18 protein-coding genes are annotated in these 18,128 nt (G+C 66.6%); 16 read left to right on the top strand and 2 right to left on the bottom strand.

What is annotated here, in order from left to right:
- Positions 1-19: 19 nt before the first annotated feature.
- From bamA to NX784_RS03665, 10 genes are all read left to right on the top strand, one after another.
- The gene (bamA, locus tag NX784_RS03620) at positions 20-2,380 is read left to right on the top strand and encodes an outer membrane protein assembly factor BamA (protein ID WP_258815326.1); all 2,361 of its coding nucleotides are present in this window, start codon (positions 20-22) and stop codon (positions 2,378-2,380) included.
- A gap of 32 nt (positions 2,381-2,412) precedes the next feature.
- Positions 2,413-2,937, top strand: a complete 525-nt coding sequence (locus NX784_RS03625; RefSeq protein WP_258815327.1) for an OmpH/Skp family outer membrane protein — start codon at positions 2,413-2,415, stop codon at positions 2,935-2,937.
- A 77-nt stretch (positions 2,938-3,014) separates the two neighbouring features.
- Complete coding sequence (lpxD, locus tag NX784_RS03630) at positions 3,015-4,073, top strand: UDP-3-O-(3-hydroxymyristoyl)glucosamine N-acyltransferase (protein WP_258815328.1); 1,059 nt, start codon at positions 3,015-3,017, stop codon at positions 4,071-4,073.
- Positions 4,070-4,546, top strand: a complete 477-nt coding sequence (fabZ, locus tag NX784_RS03635) for a 3-hydroxyacyl-ACP dehydratase FabZ (protein ID WP_258815329.1) — start codon at positions 4,070-4,072, stop codon at positions 4,544-4,546. The genes lpxD and fabZ overlap by 4 nt, the downstream gene beginning before the upstream one ends.
- The gene (lpxA, locus tag NX784_RS03640) at positions 4,546-5,334 is read left to right on the top strand and encodes an acyl-ACP--UDP-N-acetylglucosamine O-acyltransferase (protein WP_258815330.1); all 789 of its coding nucleotides are present in this window, start codon (positions 4,546-4,548) and stop codon (positions 5,332-5,334) included. The genes fabZ and lpxA overlap by 1 nt, the downstream gene beginning before the upstream one ends.
- Complete coding sequence (gene lpxB, locus NX784_RS03645; RefSeq protein WP_258815331.1) at positions 5,318-6,475, top strand: lipid-A-disaccharide synthase; 1,158 nt, start codon at positions 5,318-5,320, stop codon at positions 6,473-6,475. The genes lpxA and lpxB overlap by 17 nt, the downstream gene beginning before the upstream one ends.
- Positions 6,472-7,143 (top strand): ribonuclease HII, encoded by a 672-nt coding sequence (rnhB, locus tag NX784_RS03650; RefSeq protein ID WP_258815332.1) that lies wholly within the window; start codon positions 6,472-6,474, stop codon positions 7,141-7,143. The genes lpxB and rnhB overlap by 4 nt, the downstream gene beginning before the upstream one ends.
- Complete coding sequence (locus NX784_RS03655) at positions 7,140-7,928, top strand: TrmH family RNA methyltransferase (RefSeq protein ID WP_258815333.1); 789 nt, start codon at positions 7,140-7,142, stop codon at positions 7,926-7,928. The genes rnhB and NX784_RS03655 overlap by 4 nt, the downstream gene beginning before the upstream one ends.
- Before the next feature lie 51 nt (positions 7,929-7,979).
- Positions 7,980-9,191: an EAL domain-containing response regulator gene (locus NX784_RS03660; RefSeq protein WP_258815334.1), complete on the top strand. Its 1,212-nt coding sequence runs from the start codon at positions 7,980-7,982 to the stop codon at positions 9,189-9,191.
- Positions 9,192-10,091, top strand: coding sequence for a DUF2071 domain-containing protein (locus NX784_RS03665; protein WP_258815335.1), 900 nt, complete (start codon positions 9,192-9,194; stop codon positions 10,089-10,091).
- 104 nt (positions 10,092-10,195) lie between these two features.
- Here NX784_RS03665 and ppsR read toward each other — a convergent pair whose 3' ends face one another.
- On the bottom strand, positions 10,196-11,044 hold the full coding sequence (ppsR, locus tag NX784_RS03670; protein WP_258815336.1) for a posphoenolpyruvate synthetase regulatory kinase/phosphorylase PpsR: 849 nt from the start codon (positions 11,042-11,044) through the stop codon (positions 10,196-10,198).
- A gap of 371 nt (positions 11,045-11,415) precedes the next feature.
- Between ppsR and ppsA the strand changes: the two genes are divergently transcribed.
- Positions 11,416-13,770, top strand: coding sequence for a phosphoenolpyruvate synthase (gene ppsA, locus NX784_RS03675; RefSeq protein WP_258815454.1), 2,355 nt, complete (start codon positions 11,416-11,418; stop codon positions 13,768-13,770).
- Positions 13,771-13,836: 66 nt separating this feature from the next.
- On the opposite strand, the gene NX784_RS03680 is transcribed toward ppsA, so the two are convergent.
- Positions 13,837-14,802 carry a tetratricopeptide repeat protein gene (locus NX784_RS03680; RefSeq protein ID WP_258815337.1) on the bottom strand — a complete coding sequence of 322 codons (966 nt, stop codon included), beginning with the start codon at positions 14,800-14,802 and terminating at the stop codon, positions 13,837-13,839.
- A 312-nt stretch (positions 14,803-15,114) separates the two neighbouring features.
- On the opposite strand from NX784_RS03680, the gene NX784_RS03685 reads away from it, so the two are divergent.
- The 5 genes from NX784_RS03685 to NX784_RS03705 are packed head-to-tail and all read left to right on the top strand — an operon-like array spanning position 15,115 to position 18,096.
- A complete protein-coding gene (locus NX784_RS03685; protein ID WP_258815338.1) occupies positions 15,115-15,489 on the top strand; it encodes a hypothetical protein in 375 nt (124 codons plus the stop codon).
- A 54-nt stretch (positions 15,490-15,543) separates the two neighbouring features.
- Positions 15,544-15,966, top strand: a complete 423-nt coding sequence (locus tag NX784_RS03690; protein WP_258815339.1) for an NfeD family protein — start codon at positions 15,544-15,546, stop codon at positions 15,964-15,966.
- A complete protein-coding gene (locus NX784_RS03695) occupies positions 15,963-16,334 on the top strand; it encodes a hypothetical protein (RefSeq protein WP_258815340.1) in 372 nt (123 codons plus the stop codon). The genes NX784_RS03690 and NX784_RS03695 overlap by 4 nt, the downstream gene beginning before the upstream one ends.
- A gap of 28 nt (positions 16,335-16,362) precedes the next feature.
- On the top strand, positions 16,363-17,286 hold the full coding sequence (locus NX784_RS03700) for an SPFH domain-containing protein (protein WP_258815341.1): 924 nt from the start codon (positions 16,363-16,365) through the stop codon (positions 17,284-17,286).
- Positions 17,287-17,289: 3 nt separating this feature from the next.
- Positions 17,290-18,096, top strand: coding sequence for an SDR family oxidoreductase (locus tag NX784_RS03705; RefSeq protein ID WP_258815342.1), 807 nt, complete (start codon positions 17,290-17,292; stop codon positions 18,094-18,096).
- Positions 18,097-18,128: the final 32 nt, after the last annotated feature.

Raw genomic sequence — 18,128 nt, forward strand, 5'->3', positions numbered from 1 at the left:
TGACCCATTGATCTAACCGATGAATTTACAACCCGAACGTTTTGCCCAATCGCGTTTTGCCTTTCCCTCCCGCCGCAGCTTGATCGGCGCCGCCGTGCTGGCCCTCTGTGCCGGCCACGCCGCCGCAGTCGCTCCCTTCGTCGTGAAGGACATCCGGGTCGAAGGCATCCAGCGCACCGAGGCAGGCACGGTGTTCAGCTACCTGCCGGTGCGCGTGGGCGAAACCTTCGATGACGACAAGGGCACGGCGGCGATCAAGGCGCTGTATGCCACCGGCTTCTTCAAGGACATCCGCCTGGAAGAGGAAAACGGCGTGCTCGTGGTGCTGGTCGAAGAACGTCCCGCCATCGCCGCCGTCGAATTCACGGGCACCAAGGAATTCGAGAAGGACATGCTCGTCAAGGCGCTGAAGGAAATCGGCGTCGGCGAGACCAAGATCTTCGACAAGGCCTCCGTCGACCGCGCCGAGCAGGAATTGAAGCGCCAGTACCTGTCGCACGGCCTGTACGGCGTCAAGATCACGACGACCGTCACCCCGATCGAGCGCAACCGCGTGAACATCATGTTCAACGTGGACGAGGGCGACGTCGCCAAGATCAAGCAGATCAACATCGTCGGCAACAAGGCGTTCTCCGACAAGGACCTGCGCGCGCTGCTGCAGCTGAACACGTCCGGCTGGCTCACGTGGTATTCGAAGGCCGACCAGTATTCGAAACAGAAGCTGACGGGCGACCTGGAAGCCATCAAGTCGTGGTACCTGAATCACGGCTACCTGGAAGTGAACGTCGAGTCCACGCAGGTCTCGATCACGCCGGACAAGAAGGACATCTACCTCACCATCAACATCACCGAAGGCGAGAAGTACACCGTCTCCGGCGTCAAGATGGACGGCGAGATGTTCGGCCGCGAGCAGGAACTCAAGAACCTCATCCTGCTGAAGCCGGGCCAGACCTATTCCGGCGACCTGCAGGAAGCGTCGAACAAGCGCATCGCCGACCGCCTCGCGAGCTTCGGCTACGCGTTCGCGAACGTCACGGCGAACCCCGAGATCAACCGCGAGAAGCGCGAAGTCGCGTTCACGTTCTTCGTCGATCCGGGCAAGCGCGCGTACGTACGCCACATGACCATCTCCGGTAACACGATCACGCGCGACGAAGTGATCCGCCGCGAATTCCGCCAGTTCGAGAGCTCGTGGTACGACCCGAACCGCGTGAAGCTGTCGCGCGACCGCGTCGACCGCCTCGGCTACTTCAAGGACGTGACGGTCGAGACGCCGGAAGCGCAGGGCACCAACGATGCCGTGGACGTGAACATCGCCGTCGTCGAAAAGCCGACCGGTAACTTCATGGTCGGCGGCGCGTTCTCGCAGGCGGAAAAATTCACCTTCACCGCGTCCGTCACGCAGGCCAACTTCGCCGGCAGCGGCAACACGGTCGGCATCGAACTGAACACGAGCCACTACAACCGCACGATCTCGTTCGCGCAGACGAACCCGTACTTCACGGACGACGGCATCTCGCGCGCGTTCCAGCTGTACCTGCGCACGTCGCGCCCACCGGCGCTGAACATCGGTTCGTACACCGTGCGCCAGCAGGGCGGCAACCTGACGTTCGGCGTGCCGTTCTCGGAAATCGACACCGTCTACTTCGGCGCGGGCCTCGAACGCACGCGCCTGGAGACGGACGAGAGCTCGCCCACGCTGTACAAGCAGTTCGTGATGCAGAACTCGAAGAACGCGACGGCCAAGGCGACGGGCATTGGCGAGGCGACGACCAACGCCATCCCGCTGACGGTGGCGTGGGGCCGCGATTCGCGCGACTCCGCCATCACGCCGACCCGCGGCCGCTACCAGCGCGCCAACCTCGAGATCGATGCCGTCGGCGACGCCAAGTACTACCGCGTCATCTACGAACACCAGTGGTATCGCCCGATCACGCGCTGGATGACCCTGGCGCTGAAGGGTGAGCTGGACTACGGCGCGGGCCTGGGCGGCCACTCGTACCCGGTCTTCAAGAACTTCTACGGCGGCGGCATCGGTTCCGTGCGCGGCTACGAGAGCTCGTCGCTGGGTGTCGTCGACCCGTACACGTACGACGCCCTGGGCGGCGCCAAGCGCGTCATCGGCAACGCCGAGCTGCAGTTCCCATTCCCGGGCAGCGGCCAGGACCGCTCGCTGCGCTGGTTCACCTTCGCCGACACGGGCCAGATCTACCAGGAGCACGAGCCGATCCGCACGTCGCAGCTGCGCTACTCGGCGGGTATCGGCCTGTCGTGGATTTCGCCGGTGGGTCCGCTGAAGTTGAGTTATGCTAAGCCGTTGAACGCGAAGCCGGGCGACCGCCTGGAGCGCTTCCAGTTCCAGATGGGTACCGGTTTCTGATCGGCCCATCGCCGAGACAAGGATTGCGAAGAATGATGTTGAAAAAATCGTTAGCCTCGTTGCCGCGCAGCCTCGTGCTGGCGCTGTTGTGCGCCGGAGCGATGGCGCAGGCGTCGGCGCAGACCGGCACCAGCCGCATCGGCTTCGTGTACACGGAGCGCCTGATGACCGAGTCCAAGCTGGCCAAGGCGGCGGACGCGAAGCTGCAGTCGGAATTCTCGAAGCGCCAGAAACAGCTCGACGATGCGGTGCAGAAGTACAAGCAGAGCCGCGAGAAATTCGACGACGAAGCGCCGAAACTGTCCGACGTCGACCGCACGAAGCGCACGCGCGAGCTGCTCGACATGGAAAAGGACGTACAGCGTATGCAGCGCGAGTACAACGAGGACCTGTTCCAGCGCAAGAACGAGGAGCGCGCCGCCATCGCGCAGAAAGCCTATAAACTGATCGAGCAGGTGGCCGAGCAGGATCACCTCGACGTCGTGCTGCAGGAAGCCATCTGGACCAGCCCGCGCATCGACATCACCGACCGCATCCTCAAACTGCTCGACAAGTGAGCCGCACGCGGCTCCCCCGATGCCGGCCGGCTTCATGAGCGGCCGGCAATTTTCACTTCTTTTACGGAACGACCACGATGGGCACTCGACTGGGTGATTTGGTCGAACGCTTCGGTGGGCAGCTGGTGGGTGACCCGAACCTCGAGGTTCAGGGCATCGCACCGCTCGACAGCGCCGGCGCTTCGCACATCAGCTTTCTCAGCAACAGCAAACTGCGCGCACTCGCGGCACAAAGCAACGCGGCCGCGCTGATCGTCTCGCCGCTGGACGACGCCACCGTCGCCACCACGTATGCCGGCGCGCGCATCGTCACCACGAACCCCTACGCCTATTTCGCCCGCGCCGCCCAGTACTTCGTCGCGCTGGACGAGTACGTGCCGCCCGCCGGCATCCACCGCAGCGCCGTCGTGGACGAGACGGCGCAGGTCGACCCGACGGCGACCATCGGCCCGAACGCGACGGTGGAGGCGGGCGCCGTGATCGGTGCGGGCGTCCGCATCGACGCGGGCTGCTTCGTGGGCCGCGAGGCGGAAATCGGCGAGGACACGCACCTGTTCGCGAACGTGACCTTCCATGCGCGCTGCAAGATCGGCAAGCGCGGCATCCTGCACTCGGGCGCCGTGATCGGCACCGACGGCTTCGGCTTCGCGCGCGAGAACGGCGTGTACATCAAGATTCCGCAGACGGGCCGCGTGCTGCTGGGCGACGACGTCGACGTGGGCGCCAACACCACGATCGACCGCGGCGCGCTCGACGACACCGTGATCGAGGACGGCGTGAAGCTCGACAACCAGATCCAGATCGGCCACAACTGCCGCATCGGCGCGAACACCGCGATGGCAGGCTGCGTGGGGGTAGCCGGCAGCGCCAAGATCGGCAAGAATTGCACGTTCGGCGGCGCGGCGATGGTGCTGGGCCACCTGGAAATCGCGGACAACGTCCATATCTCCTCGGGGAGCATGGTGTCGCGTTCCGTGCTGGAGCCGGGGCAGTACACGGGCTTCTATCCGCTCGCCAAGAACGCCGAATGGGAAAAGAGCGCCGCCATCGTGCGCAACCTGTCCTCGCTGCGCGAGAAGATGCGCAGCCTGGAAAAACAGATCAAACAACTCACCGAACCATCAGAACAAAAATGACGACCGAATCCACGAACAAAACCCTGGGGATCAACGAGATCAAGGAATACCTGCCGCACCGCTATCCGCTGCTGCTGGTGGACCGCGTGGTCGACTACGAGATCGGCAAGACCATCACCGCCATCAAGAACGTGACCGTCAACGAGGAATTCTTCAACGGCCACTTCCCGCACAAGCCCGTCATGCCGGGCGTCTTGATGATCGAAGCGCTGGCGCAGACGGCCGCGATCCTGTCGTTCATGACCATGAACGTCAAGCCGGACGAGAACTCGGTCGTGTACTTCGTCGGCATCGACAACGCGCGCTTCAAGCGTCCCGTCGAGCCGGGCGACCAGCTCAAGATGGACGTCGAGATCCTGCGCACGTCGCGCGGCATCTGGAAGTACAAGGCCACCGCCAGCGTGGACGGCAAAGTCGCGGTCGAAGCGGAACTGATGTGCACGATCCGCGCGAACGAAAAAGCGGGGCAGTGATGAGCAAGGTCCACCCGAGCGCGATCGTCGACCCGAAGGCGGAGCTGGACTCCACCGTCGAAGTCGGCCCGTACTCCATCATCGGGCCGGACGTGCGCATCGGCGCGGGCACCGTCGTCGGGCCGCACGTCGTCATCGAGGGCCACACGACGATCGGCCGCGACAACCGCATCTTCCAGTTCGCGTCGCTGGGCGCAGCCCCGCAGGACAAGAAGTGGGCCGGCGAGCCGACGCGCCTGGAAATCGGCGACCGCAACACGATCCGCGAATTCTGCACGTTCAATCTCGGCACCGCGCAGGACGCGGGCGTGACGCGTCTGGGCGACGACAACTGGATGTCGGCGTACACGCACCTCGCGCACGATTGCCAGGTCGGCAGCAACACGATCTTCTCGAACAACGCGCAGCTCGCGGGCCACGTGCACGTGGGCGACTGGGCGATCCTGTCCGGCTACTGCGGCGTGCACCAGTTCTGCAAGATCGGCGCGCACGCGTTCATCGGCATGTACACGAGCCTCACGCAGGACGTGCCGCCGTTCGTCCTCGTCTCCGGCAACCCGGCCGAGGCGCACGGCGTGAACATCGAGGGCCTCAAGCGCCGCGGCTTTACGCGCGAGCAGATCAACGCGATCCGCGCCGCGTACAAGCACATCTACCGGTCCGGCCTCACGCTGGAAGAAGCCAAGGCGAAGCTGGCGGAAGAAGAAGCCGCGGCCGGCGACGCCGCGCCGCAGCTGCGCGCCATGCGCGACTTCCTCGACACGACGACCCGTGGCATCGTCCGCTAACACGTCGCTGGCCCTGGTGGCCGGCGAACTGTCGGGCGACCTGCTGGCCGCGCGCCTGATGGCGGGCCTGAAACCGCACCTGCCGGACGTCGCCTTTTCCGGCATCGGCGGCCCGCGCATGCTGGAGCAGGGCCTCGTCTCCGACGTCCCGATGGACACGCTCACCGTGCGGGGCCTGCTCCCGGTGCTGCTGCGCTACCGCGAACTGAAGGGCATCCAGAACCGCCTGCGCGACCGCCTGCTGGCCGAGCGGCCGGCCGCCTTCATCGGCGCCGACTACCCCGGCTTCAACCTCGGCCTGGAAGAGCAGTTGCGCGCGGCCGGCATCCCGACCGTGCACTTCGTCGGCCCGCAGATCTGGGCCTGGCGCGGCGGGCGCATCAAGAAGATCCAGCGCGCCGTGTCGCACATGCTCGTGATCTTCCCGTTCGAGGAAGAAATCTACCGGAAGGCCGGCGTGCCCGTGACGTACATCGGGCATCCGCTGGCGGAGACGATCCCGCTGCGCCCGGACGTGGCGGCCGCGCGCCGCCAGCTCGGCCTGTCGGAAGACGCGAAAGTCGTCACCGTCATGCCGGGCAGCCGCATGTCCGAAATTAAGTACCTGACGGCGCCGTACGTGCGCACGGTGCAGCTGCTGGCCGCGCGCGATCCGGGCGTACGCTTCATCGCGCCGATGGCGGGCGAGCGCCAGAAGGCGTATCTTAAGGAGCTCGTGGCGAAGGCCGGCTTGCAGGACGTGCCGCTGCAGCTCGTCGACGGCGAATCGCATGCGTGCATCGCGGCGGCCGACGCCGTGCTGGCGGCATCCGGTACGGCGACGCTGGAAGTGGCGCTGTTCAAGAAGCCGATGGTCATCGCGTACAAGGTCCTGCAGGCGGAGTGGATGCTCATCAAGAACATGGGCTACCTGCCGTGGATCGGGCTGCCGAACATCCTCGCGCGCGACTTCGTCGTGCCGGAATTTTTGCAGCACGCGGCGACGCCCGAGGCGCTGGCGGACGCCGTCTGGTTCCAGCTGACGGACGAGAATAACCGGGCGAGGCTGCAGGAACGCTTCACCGAGATGCATCACAGCCTGCTGCGCGACAGCGCGCGCGAAAGCGCCCGCGCCGTGCTCGAGATCATAGGCAAAGCATGAGAAAAAAGAAGTTCGATTTCTATCCCGGCCTGCCGACCAGGAACCGGCCGTTCACGCTCGAGGACATCGTCTGCGGCGTGGACGAGGCCGGGCGCGGACCGCTGGCCGGTCCCGTGTTCGCGGCCGCCGTGATCCTCGATCCGGCCCGCCCGATCGACGGCTTGCGCGACTCGAAGAAGCTGACGGAAGCGCGGCGCGACGAGCTGGCCCCGCTGATCAAGGCGCATGCGCTGGCGTGGGCCATCGCCGAGTGCTCGCACACGGAAATCGACACGCTGAACATCCTGCAGGCGACGATGCTGGCCATGCGCCGCGCCGTCGAACAACTGGCGACCGTGCCCACGATCGCCCTCATCGACGGCAACCGCTGCCCGCAGTTCGCGCCGCACATCCGCGCCCACGCGGTGGTGGAGGGCGACGACAAGGTGCACGCGATTTCCGCCGCGTCGATCCTCGCGAAGACGGCGCGCGATGCGGCGCTGGTCGCGCTGCACGCCACGTATCCGCAGTATGCGTTCGACCAGCACAAGGGCTATTCGACGGCGCTGCACCTCGCGCGCCTGCGCGAGCACGGCCCGAGCCCGGTGCATCGGCGCAGCTTCGCGCCCGTGCGTGCGCTTCTCCAGCCCGACCTTATCGAACCCGACCTGTTCGGGGAAACGGCATGAAGAGCATCACGTCGCGCGACAACCCGTTTTACAAGGAACTGAAACACCTCGCCGGCAGCAGCCACGCGCTGCGCAAGGCGGGGCGTTCGCTGCTGGACGGCGTCCACTTGTGCCAGGCGTACCTGGACCTCGTCGGCCAGCCCTTGCACTGCATCGTGTCGGAAGGCGCGCTGGCCAACGAGGAAGTCGCGGCCATCGTCGACCGCGTGACGGCGCCGGCCACGTCGCTGCCGGACGCGCTGTTCGGCGCGCTGTCCCAGGTCGAACACGGCATCCACCTGCTGTTCCTCGTCGAGACGCCGCGGCCGCAGCGGCCTGACGCCCTCGTGCAATCGGCCGTGCTGCTGGACGGCGTGCAGGACCCTGGCAATGCCGGTTCGATCCTGCGCAGCGCGGGCGCGGCCGGGATCAAGCAGGTGTATTGCAGTCCCGGCACGGCGTCGATGTGGTCGCCGAAAGTGCTGCGCGCCGCGATGGGCGCCCACTTCGTGCTGGAGATTTACGAAAACGTCGACCTCGCGGACGTCGTGCGCACGGCGCGCGTGCCCGTGCTGGCGACCAGCGGTTATGCGAGCGAGCGGATCTACGACGTGGACCTGGCACGTCCCGTCGGCTGGCTGCTGGGCCACGAAGGACAGGGCGTGTCGGACGCGCTGCTGAACCTGGCGACGCACCGCGTCGTCATCCCGCACGCGGGCGCCGTGGAATCGCTGAACGTGGCCGCCTGCGCGGCCGTGTGCTTCTTCGAACAGCTGAGGCAACAACACGCCGTTCGCCAGCCATAGACGCCACCGGCCGTTCAGGTTACGCTTCGTGGACGTATCGATGGAGTAGAGATGGACATGGGGCAATCGCAGTTGCAGTCTTTGCATTTCCTGGTGGCGGAAGCCGACCCGGTGCAGCGCCGCGCGCTGATCGAGGCGCTGGGCCAGGTGGGCGCCACGCGCGTCACGGACGTGCCGGACGGCCCGATGGCGCTGCGCACGCTGCAGGCCAGCTTCACGCCCAAGGTGGACGTCGCCATCATCGATCTCGACCTGGGCGGCATGGACGGCCTGGAACTGCTGCGCGCCATCGCCGCATTGAAATCCACGGTGCGCCTGATCGTCGTGGGCGCCCAGCCCGCGAGCGTGCTGTTTTCCGTCGAGAGCCTCGCGCAGGCGCACGGCGTCGACCTGTTGGGCACGATCGCCAAGCCCGTCACGAGCACGAAACTGAAGGCCTTGCTGGACAATTACCAGCCGCCGGGTCGCCCTGCGCCGCCGCCGCCGGGGCCCAGTTTTTCGTTCGCCGAAGTGGGCGTGGGCCTGCAGAAGCGCCAGTTCGAGCCGTTCTTCCAGCCCAAGATCGAATTGGCGACAGGCCAGGTGAAGGGTCTCGAGACGTTCGCCCGCTGGCGCCATCCCGACCACGGCATGCTGGGGCCGTCGTCGTTCATCGGCGCGCTGGAGCAGAACAACCGCATCGACTTCCTCGACTGGACGATGCTGGAAATGTCGGTGGAGCGCTGCCGCCGCTACCACGACCAGGGCATCCCCATCTCCATTTCGCTGAACCTGGCGCCGGAGACGCTCGCCCATCCGAACTTCATCCGCCAGGTGGCGTCGACGATGAAGCGCCACGGCGTGCTGCCCGACTACCTGACGTTCGAGATGACGGAATCGTCGATCCTGAGCTTCGACGCCGACTTCATCGAACGCCTCGTCCGGCTGCGCATGCTGGGCTTCGGCCTCGCCATCGACGACTACGGCACGGGGCGCTCGAACCTGCAGATCCTCGCGCGGATCCCCTTCTCGGAACTCAAGATCGACCGCTCGTTCGTCGACGGCGCGTCGAAGAAGCGGCCGCTGGGCACCGTACTGAAATCGTGCCTCGGATTGGCGCACAGCCTCGACCGCATGTCCGTCGCCGTCGGCGTCGAGACCCGGCAGGACTGGGACTTCCTGCAGGACCTCGGCTGTACGTACGCGCAGGGCTACCACATCGCCAACCCGATGGCGGCGGACGAATTCCCCGGGTGGCTCGAGGACTGGCGCCAGTTCTTCTGAATGGACGGTTCCGCACCGCCCACCGCCGCCACCGCCACCGCGCAGCATGCGCGCGGGACTTACCGCCATCCGTATCCCGGCCTCGTTGGACGCCTGATCGAGCGCGTGCTGAACGCGCGCACGCTCGCCCGCGTGCGCCTTGCCCTGTTTGCGCGCCTGCCGTTTCCCGTCTTGCGCAGCGACGTCGCCGACGTCGTCTACGTCACGTGGATGGTCGATGCGCGCGCGGCCGCGGCCTTGCTGCCGGCCGGATTGCGCTTGTGGACCCATGAAGGGAAGACGCCGCTGACGGCGCTGACGTACCGGCACGGCCATTTCGGCCCTGCGCTGGCGGGCCCGTTGCGGCGCTTGTTCCCGTCGCCGCTGCAGAGCAATTGGCGGCTGTACCTGGACGGCCCGCTGCCGCCGGGCGCGCCCCCGCAGACGGTCTGGTTCCTGGAAAACATCATCGACAACGGGGCCTATGTCGCGGCCACGCGCCTGTTCAGCGACATCATGCAGACGCATCGGCCCGCGCATTTTTCGCACGGCCCGCGTGGCGATGGTTACGCGACGCGGATCGAGCCGGGTGCCGGCAGCGCGCCGTCGCTCGCGTGCACGGTGGCGCAGGCCGTGCGGCCCGTGCTGCCGCCGGAGTTCGCCGCCGCGTTCGCGAGCTGGGACGCGGCCGTGGCGATGCTCGCGTGCCAGGACGCGGCGCTGGGCTGGTCGGCGCGGCTCGGCAAGCTCGTGCTGTCGCACATCGACCTGCCGATTCCGCTCGATGTGGTGCTGCCGCTCGTGCCGGTGGAGCCCATTGCGTGTTCGCTGCTGGATGCGCTGCCGGCGGCGGGCGAGCCGCTGTGCTTCCTCGTGCCGCAAGTCCAGTTCAAGGTCTTGTCGGAGCAGGTGCTGGCGTAGGGTGGACGGCTGGGCCGTCCGCGCGGAGATACGCGATATCGGATATGTCGCGTCCTTGCCGGCGGACGTTGAACGCGTGGACGGGGAACCCGTCCATCCTACGTTTAATATTCGCGGCGGTCCGGCTTGATCTCCTGAAGGATGGTCGTCGAAATCTCCTCGATCGACTTCGTGGTCGACGATAGCCAGCGGATGCCTTCGCGCCGCATCAGCTGCTCGGCCTCGTTCACCTCGTAGCGGCAATTCGCCAGCGACGCGTACTTGCTACCGGCACGCCGCTCGTTCCGGATCTCGGACAGGCGTTCCGGCGAGATGGTCAAGCCGAAAATCTTGTGCTTGAACGGCGGCAGCGCCGACGGCAGCTTGCCGCGCTCGAAATCGTCCGGGATCAGCGGATAGTTCGCCGCCTTGATGCCGTATTGCATGGCGAGATAGAGGCTCGTCGGCGTCTTGCCGGACCGGGACACGCCCACGAGGATCACGTCCGCATCCGCGAGGTTCTTGTGCGACTGGCCGTCGTCGTGCGCCAGCGAGAAATTGATGGCCTCGATGCGGTTCTTGTATTCCTCCGTGTCGACGACGTTGTGGATGCGTCCGATCGTGTGCGTCGACTTCACCCGCAGCTCCTGCTCGAGCGGGGCGACGAACGTCTGGAACAGGTCCATGTGCATGCCCTGCGCGGCGCGGATCACGGCCGACAGGTCGTGCTTGACGAGGGTGGAGAACACGATGGGGCGCTGGTTGTCGGCGATGGCGACGTCGTTGATGCGGCGCGCGGCCTCGTAGGCCTTCTCGATCGTGTCGATGAAGGGCAGGCGGATCTGGCGGAAGCGCATCTCGAACTGGCTCAGCACCGCGTGGCCGAAGGTTTCCGCCGTGATCCCGGTGCCGTCGGAAACGAAGAACACGGTGCGGGCGGTGGTCGGACTGTCTGGGGTGCTCGGGTGGGACATGATGTTTTTTTGTATAGAGAATGACAAAGTTGCAGCCCTAGGGCTGTGTAACCCAGTCGCACGGGGTAAAATGCTCGGCAACTGGTTTTGATTGTGCTGTACGACGCCAAGAATAACAAGAAATCCCCCGCAAACCCGACCAGCCTGCCGCGCGAAGCCGGCCAGGAGCGCAGCCGTGTCCCGCACGGCAACGCCCGGCCAGCCGCCGCCGCCTCGCCAGGCTCTGTCGTCACCGGGACGTCGGCAGCCAGCCGTACAGATTTCCATCATCAAAAAGGTGTTTTACCATGACTAACCTGTCGAATGCAGTACTGAAGGCGCCCGACCCGGCGGCCGAAAGCGTGTACGTCGCCTCGTTCGAGACCCTGCGCATGACCGACGTCGAATCCGTCGGCGGCAAGAATGCGTCGCTCGGCGAGATGATCAGCCAGCTGGCCGAAGCCGGCGTGCGCGTGCCGGGCGGCTTCGCCACGACGGCACAAGCCTTCCGCGACTTCCTGAACCACAGCATCGATGGCGGCCCGTCCTTGGGCGACCGTATCGCCACGCGCCTGGAAGGCCTGGACATCGACGACGTCCGTTCGCTGGCCGCAGCCGGCGCGGAAATCCGCCAGTGGATCGTCGACACCCCGTTCCAGCCGCGCCTGGAACAGGAAATCCGCAGCTTCTACGACCGCCTCGTGGCCGACTCGGACACGGAAGTGTCGTTCGCCGTGCGCTCGTCCGCGACCGCGGAAGACTTGCCGGACGCCTCGTTCGCGGGCCAGCAGGAGACGTTCCTGAACGTCGTCGGCATCGACAACGTGCTGGAAGCGATGAAGCACGTGTTCGCGTCGCTGTACAACGACCGCGCCATCTCGTACCGCGTCCACAAGGGCTTCACGCACGCGGAGGTGGCGCTGTCGGCCGGCGTGCAGCGCATGGTCCGCTCCGATACGGGCGCGGCCGGCGTCATGTTCACCATCGACACGGAATCGGGCTTCCAGGACGTCGTGTTCGTCACGTCGAGCTACGGCCTGGGCGAGACCGTCGTGCAGGGCGCCGTGAACCCGGACGAGTTCTACGTGCACAAGCCGATGCTGGCACAGGGCAAGAAGCCCGTGATCCGCAAGAACATCGGCTCCAAGCTGATCAAGATGGAATTCACGAAGGAAGCCAAGGCCGGCCGCTCCGTGCAGACCGTCGACGTGCCGGTCGAGCAGCGCAACCGCTACTCGCTGACGGACGACGAAGTGGTCGAACTGGCCAAGTACGCCGTCATCATCGAGAAGCACTATGGCCGCCCGATGGACATCGAGTGGGGCAAGGACGGCCGCGACGGCAAGCTGTACATCCTGCAGGCGCGCCCGGAAACGGTGAAGTCGCAGCAGAAGGCGACGGATTCCCAGCAGCGCTTCAAGCTGAAGGGCACGGGCACCGTGCTGACGTCCGGCCGCGCCATCGGCCAGAAGATCGGCGCCGGCCCGGTCCGCGTCATCAACGACCCGTCCGAAATGGAACGCGTGCAGCCGGGCGACGTGCTCGTCGCCGACATGACCGACCCGAACTGGGAACCCGTCATGAAGCGCGCCTCCGCCATCGTGACGAACCGCGGCGGCCGCACGTGCCACGCGGCGATCATCGCCCGTGAACTGGGCGTGCCGGCCGTCGTCGGCTGCGGCGACGCGACGGAGACGCTGAAGGACGGCACGTTCGTGACCGTGTCCTGCGCCGAGGGCGACGAAGGCCGCATCTACGACGGTCTGCTGGAAACGGAAGTGACGGAGACGGCGCGCGGCGACCTGCCGAAGATCCCGACCAAGATCATGATGAACGTCGGTAACCCGCAGCTCGCATTCGACTTCCAGTCGATCCCGAACGCCGGCGTGGGCCTGGCCCGCCTGGAATTCATCATCAACAACAACATCGGCGTGCACCCGAAGGCCATCCTCGAGTACCCGAACATCGACAACGACCTGAAAAAGGCGGTGGAGTCGGTCGCCCGCGGCCACGCGTCGCCGCGCGCGTTCTACGTCGACAAGCTGGCCGAAGGCGTGGCGACGATCGGCGCCGCGTTCTGGCCGAAGCCCGTCATCGTGCGCCTGTCCGACTTCAAGTCGAACGAGTACAAGAAGCTGATCGGTGGCTCGCGCTACGAGCCGGACGAGGAAAACCCGATGCTGGGCTTCCGCGGCGCCGCGCGCTACCTCGCCGAGGACTTCGCCGAGTCGTTCGAGATGGAATGCATGGCCATGAAGCGCGTGCGCGACGAGATGGGCCTCACCAACGTCGAGATCATGATCCCGTTCGTGCGCACCTTGGGCCAGGCCGAGAAGGTCATCGCCCTGCTGGCGAAGTACGGCCTGAAGCGCGGCGAGAACGGCCTGCGCGTGATCATGATGTGCGAAGTGCCGTCCAACGCGATCCTGGCCGAGCAGTTCCTGCAGTACTTCGACGGCTTCTCGATCGGCTCGAACGACCTCACGCAGCTCACCCTGGGCCTCGACCGCGACTCCGGCATGGAGCTGCTCGCGAAGGACTTCGACGAGCGCGATCCGGCCGTGAAGGCGATGCTGTCGATGGCGATCAAGGCTTGCCGCGCGCAGGGCAAGTACATCGGCATCTGCGGCCAGGGGCCGTCCGACAATCCGGACTTCGCCGTGTGGCTGGTGGAGCAGGGCATCGAGTCGATGTCGCTGAACCCGGACTCCGTGATCGACACGTGGCAGAAGCTGGCGTCGCTCTGATCTCCTGAGCGTCCAATGAAAAACCGCTGCTTCGGCAGCGGTTTTTTTATGTGCGGTGTGCGTGCACTACGCGCGCGCCGTGGCCTGGTCGCCGGCTGTGGCGTGCAGGCGGTCGAACGCCCGCTGGAATTCGTCGAGCTGGCGCGCGAACGGCGGCGGTGCGAGCGGGCGCAGGCGCGCAAGGAGCGCTTCGCCGTCGGCGACGCGCTGCGTGTCCAGGCAAGCGCGCAACAGGCTGAAGCCGGCCTGCGGGCCGTGCATCGCCGGCTCGTAGACGGGCCCCACGAGCGTGACGACGAGCCCCGTGTGGCCGTGGCGGGCCAGGTCGGCGGACATCGTCGTCAGCGCGCTGCCGTCGACGTCGGCCGCGGCCAGCACGGCCGTGTACTCGTCGCGCGCCGCCGGCAGGTCACCGGCCGCGAGGTGGTGGCGGGCCAGAATGAGTCGCGCGCGCCAGCTGCCGGGCAGGGCGCACGCGTCGCGCAGCGCGTGCAGGAAGCCGCCCTCTCCGGCGCGCTCGCGCTCGATGGCGAGCCAGCCGTTCAGCGCGCGCTCGTAGTTCGGGTCGAGCCGGACGGCGCGCCGCAACAGGTCGGCCGTGGCCGCCGTGTCGCCGCGGTAATGGCTGACCTTGGCGAGGTTCGTCAGCAGCACGGCCGTCTCGCCGGCGACCCGGATGCCGGCCCGCAGCACGGCCTCCGCGTCGTCGGGCCGGCCGCTTTCCAACAGGACGATGCCGTGCGTGGCGTGGCTCCGTTCCGGCAGATCGTCGATCTCGACGAGACGCGCGGCCGACGTCATCAGCTCCGGCGCGAACCCGTCGGCCAGCGCGGCCATGATGGTGCCGTACAATGCATCCGGTGTGTTCCACTGCTGCTTGAGGCGCGGGTGCAGCACCCGGTCGCGCCATTCGTCCCGGGGCATCGCCGTGTGGCGGGCGTGCTCACCGGCGACCGCGATCGCGTCGTGGGCGGCGGTGCGCCGCATGGCGGGCGGACGGGTGCGGAACGCGGCGAACAGGCGTTGGAACATGGCGGTCTCCGTTGAGCAATTTCAGTGGGGGCAATGCAGGCATTATCAAATTCATTTCCACTTGGAAATTGATCTTCCCTGGTGATGACCTCGTTTTGCGATATCGGTCAATGCCGGGATACCGGAGCATACGCTTGGCTTGCGCATAACAACATTAACATTTGGTAAAGATGTCTTGTGTCATCGACAATGATGTCCGGTGCGGGCGGCACGACGGCACGCCATCAAATGTTGAGGCATGAGCAATAAACTTGGACGCTAGCCGGAAAAACGTTACACTTTGGCAAAACTCAACCCCGATGGAGATTGTCGATGAAACGTTTGGCTTTGATGCCGGTGTTAATGTGCCTGCTGTCGATGGGCGCCGCCCGCGCCGCCGAGCCGACCTTGTGCAAGTCCCTGTGCGACAGCGAGCGGCGCGAATGCCGCGCGAACATCCAGGAGCTGGCGTCGGACCGTAGCGAGGATTTGATGCCCGAGAAAAACCCGATGGCCCGCGCGGCGCAGCATGAGGTGGCGACGCCGGCGTCGCAGGCGATCGAAAACGCCGGCACGCAGGGACGCCGTCTCGGGCACGCGGGACAATGCGACGCGAGTTACCTGCGCTGCACGCGCGCGTGCGCGGCGCCGCAAGCGTCATCCGTCCTGACGCCGGAAGCGGCCCGCCGCAACCAGCAGGGCCGTTGACGCTGCGTGCAGACGCAGTAGACTGGCACTGACGATCCGACCACGGAGGAAACCATGGCTGACTGGATGGACTGGCTCGTAGCGGCCGGCGTGCTCGTGATCCTGGAGCTGTTCACCGGGACGTTTTATCTGCTGATGATCGCCATCGGCCTCGCGGCCGGCGCGCTCGTCGCGCTGGCCGGCCCCGGCGTGCCCGCGCAGGCGATCGTCGCCGCCGTCGTCGGCGTGCTCGCGACGGGATTCCTGCACCGGTCGCGCTTCGGCCATCCGGCGCGCACCGATGCCCAGCGCGACCGCAACGTCAACCTGGACATCGGCCAGCGCGTCACGGTGCCCGCCTGGGACAACGGCCGCGCGCGCGTCATGTACCGCGGCGCCTTGTGGGACGTGGAGCTGACGCACGGCGTCGCGCCGCATGCGGGCGAGTTCCGCATCGTCGAAGTGCACGGCAGCCGGCTCGTGGTGGGGAATCCATGACGAAGGCGCACGTGCGCATCCTGCTGCTCGCCGCCATGCTCGTGTACGGCGTCGTCGACGCGCGCGCGAAGACGTCGGGCGTCCAGGCCAACGGCTGGATCGTCCTGTCCACGGTGCTGTTCAGCTTCCTGATCTTCAGCTGGTATCGCCTCGACAGCGACGCGCGCCTGTACCGGCGCACCGTCCTGCTCAACATCGGCATCGTCATGGCCGCGATCGTCGCCGTGCCGTACTACCTCGTGCGCAGCCGCCCGGCCGGGCAGCGCGGTGCGGCGCTGCTGCGGCTCGCCGGCTTCTGGCTGCTGATGATCGCCGCGGGTGTGGTCGGCGGCACAGTCTACCTGGCGTTCGCCCCTGGCGCCGCCTGAACTTCTTCCGCCCTTTGAAAGGACAACCATGGGATTCTCGTTCGGAACCGTCGCGCTGGTGATCTTCATCGTCGCCCTGGTCTTCGTGTTCAAGACCATCAACGTCGTGCCCCAGCAGCATGCGTGGGTCGTCGAACGGCTCGGCAAATACCACGCCACCCTGGCACCGGGCCTCAACATCGTCGTGCCGTTCATCGACCGCGTGGCCTACAAGCACAGCCTGAAGGAGATCCCGCTCGACGTGCCGCCGCAGGTGTGCATCACGAAGGACAACACGCAGCTGCAGGTGGACGGCATCCTGTACTTCCAGGTGACGGACGCCATGCGCGCATCGTACGGCGCGTCGAACTACATCCAGGCCATCACGCAGCTCGCGCAGACGACGCTGCGCTCCGTGATCGGCCGCATGGAACTCGACAAGACGTTCGAAGAGCGCGACCACATCAACACGACCGTCGTCAACGCGATCGACGAATCGGCCGCCAACTGGGGCGTCAAGGTGCTGCGCTACGAAATCAAGGACCTCACGCCGCCGGCCGAGATCCTGCACTCGATGCAGCGCCAGATCACGGCCGAGCGCGAGAAGCGCGCGCTGATCGCGGCATCGGAAGGCCGGCGCCAGGAAGCCATCAACATCGCGACCGGCGAGCGCGAAGCCTCGATCGCCCGCTCGGAGGGCGAGAAGCAGGCCGCCATCAACCGCGCGCAGGGCGAGGCCGCCGCCATCATCGCGCTGGCCGACGCCAGCGCCAGCGCGCTGCGCGAGGTCGGCGAGGCGATCCGGTCGCCGGGCGGCATCGACGCCGTCAACCTGCGCGTGGCCGAGCACTACGTCGACGCGTTCGGCAAGCTCGCGAAAACGAACAATTCCATCATCGTCCCCGCCGACCTGGGCGACATGAGCGGCCTGATCGCATCGGCCCTCACCATCGTGAAGTCGCAGAAGGCGTAACGGGTGCGGGTGGTCGTCGTCACCGGCGCGTCGGACGGCATCGGCGCCGAGATCGCGCGCCAGCTCGCGGCGCGCGACGGCAGCGCCGTGGCCCTCGTGCTGGCTGCGCGCGACGAGGCGAAGCTGGACGCCGTGGCCGCCGCCTGTGCGCGCCACGGCGCAGAAGCGCTTGCCGTGCACACGGACGTCGCCGACCCGGCGCAGTGCCGCGCGCTGGTCGCCGCGGCGGTCGAGCGCTTCGGCCACATCGACGTCCTCGTGAACAACGCGGGCCGCTCCGCGCACGCGCTGTTCGAGGACGTGGCCGACCTGCGCTGGTACGAAGACCTCATGCGCGTGAACCTGTGGGGCGCCGTCTGGTGCACGCAGGCGGCACTCCCATACCTCAAGGCGAGCCGGGGCAGCGTCGTCGCCGTGTCGTCGCTCGCGGGCCTCGTGGGCGTGCCGGGCCGCACCGCGTACAGCGCGTCCAAATTCGCCATGACGGGCTTCTTCGAAGCGCTGCGCGCCGAGCTGAAACGGGCGGGCGTTTCGGTGACGGTCGCATATCCGGGCGTCGTCGACACGCGCATCCGCTACCGCGGCTACAACGCGGCAGGACAGCCGATGGGCTACAGCGGCTTGCGCGAAGAGGGCGCGATGACCGTCGAGGAATGCGCGCGCCTGATCATCGCCGGCATGGACGGGCGCCGACGCGAAGTCGTGATGACGCTCAAGGGCAAGCTTGGCCGGATCCTTAAGCTGGTCGTTCCCGGCCTGGTCGAACGCATCGCCCTGGCCGCTCTCAAGGACGACGTCAAACCGCGCTGACGGAGGGCTTCCGCGGCGCGCAAGGAGCCGCG

Origin of the sequence: Massilia pinisoli, assembly GCF_024753285.1 — a bacterium.
Classification (GTDB): Bacteria; Pseudomonadota; Gammaproteobacteria; order Burkholderiales; family Burkholderiaceae_D; genus Telluria; species Telluria pinisoli.

Excerpts from the sequence above, each read along its gene's own strand:
- bamA (WP_258815326.1), top strand. The coding sequence starts at position 20 with ATGAATTTACAACCCGAACGTTTTGCCCAATCGCGTTTTGCCTTTCCC.
- NX784_RS03625 (WP_258815327.1), top strand. The coding sequence starts at position 2,413 with ATGATGTTGAAAAAATCGTTAGCCTCGTTGCCGCGCAGCCTCGTGCTG.
- lpxD (WP_258815328.1), top strand. The coding sequence starts at position 3,015 with ATGGGCACTCGACTGGGTGATTTGGTCGAACGCTTCGGTGGGCAGCTG.
- fabZ (WP_258815329.1), top strand. The coding sequence starts at position 4,070 with ATGACGACCGAATCCACGAACAAAACCCTGGGGATCAACGAGATCAAG.
- lpxA (WP_258815330.1), top strand. The coding sequence starts at position 4,546 with ATGAGCAAGGTCCACCCGAGCGCGATCGTCGACCCGAAGGCGGAGCTG.
- rnhB (WP_258815332.1), top strand. The coding sequence starts at position 6,472 with ATGAGAAAAAAGAAGTTCGATTTCTATCCCGGCCTGCCGACCAGGAAC.
- NX784_RS03655 (WP_258815333.1), top strand. The coding sequence starts at position 7,140 with ATGAAGAGCATCACGTCGCGCGACAACCCGTTTTACAAGGAACTGAAA.
- NX784_RS03660 (WP_258815334.1), top strand. The coding sequence starts at position 7,980 with ATGGACATGGGGCAATCGCAGTTGCAGTCTTTGCATTTCCTGGTGGCG.
- NX784_RS03665 (WP_258815335.1), top strand. The coding sequence starts at position 9,192 with ATGGACGGTTCCGCACCGCCCACCGCCGCCACCGCCACCGCGCAGCAT.
- ppsR (WP_258815336.1), bottom strand. The coding sequence starts at position 11,044 with ATGTCCCACCCGAGCACCCCAGACAGTCCGACCACCGCCCGCACCGTG.
- ppsA (WP_258815454.1), top strand. The coding sequence starts at position 11,416 with ATGACCGACGTCGAATCCGTCGGCGGCAAGAATGCGTCGCTCGGCGAG.
- NX784_RS03680 (WP_258815337.1), bottom strand. The coding sequence starts at position 14,802 with ATGTTCCAACGCCTGTTCGCCGCGTTCCGCACCCGTCCGCCCGCCATG.
- NX784_RS03685 (WP_258815338.1), top strand. The coding sequence starts at position 15,115 with ATGAAACGTTTGGCTTTGATGCCGGTGTTAATGTGCCTGCTGTCGATG.
- NX784_RS03690 (WP_258815339.1), top strand. The coding sequence starts at position 15,544 with ATGGCTGACTGGATGGACTGGCTCGTAGCGGCCGGCGTGCTCGTGATC.
- NX784_RS03695 (WP_258815340.1), top strand. The coding sequence starts at position 15,963 with ATGACGAAGGCGCACGTGCGCATCCTGCTGCTCGCCGCCATGCTCGTG.
- NX784_RS03700 (WP_258815341.1), top strand. The coding sequence starts at position 16,363 with ATGGGATTCTCGTTCGGAACCGTCGCGCTGGTGATCTTCATCGTCGCC.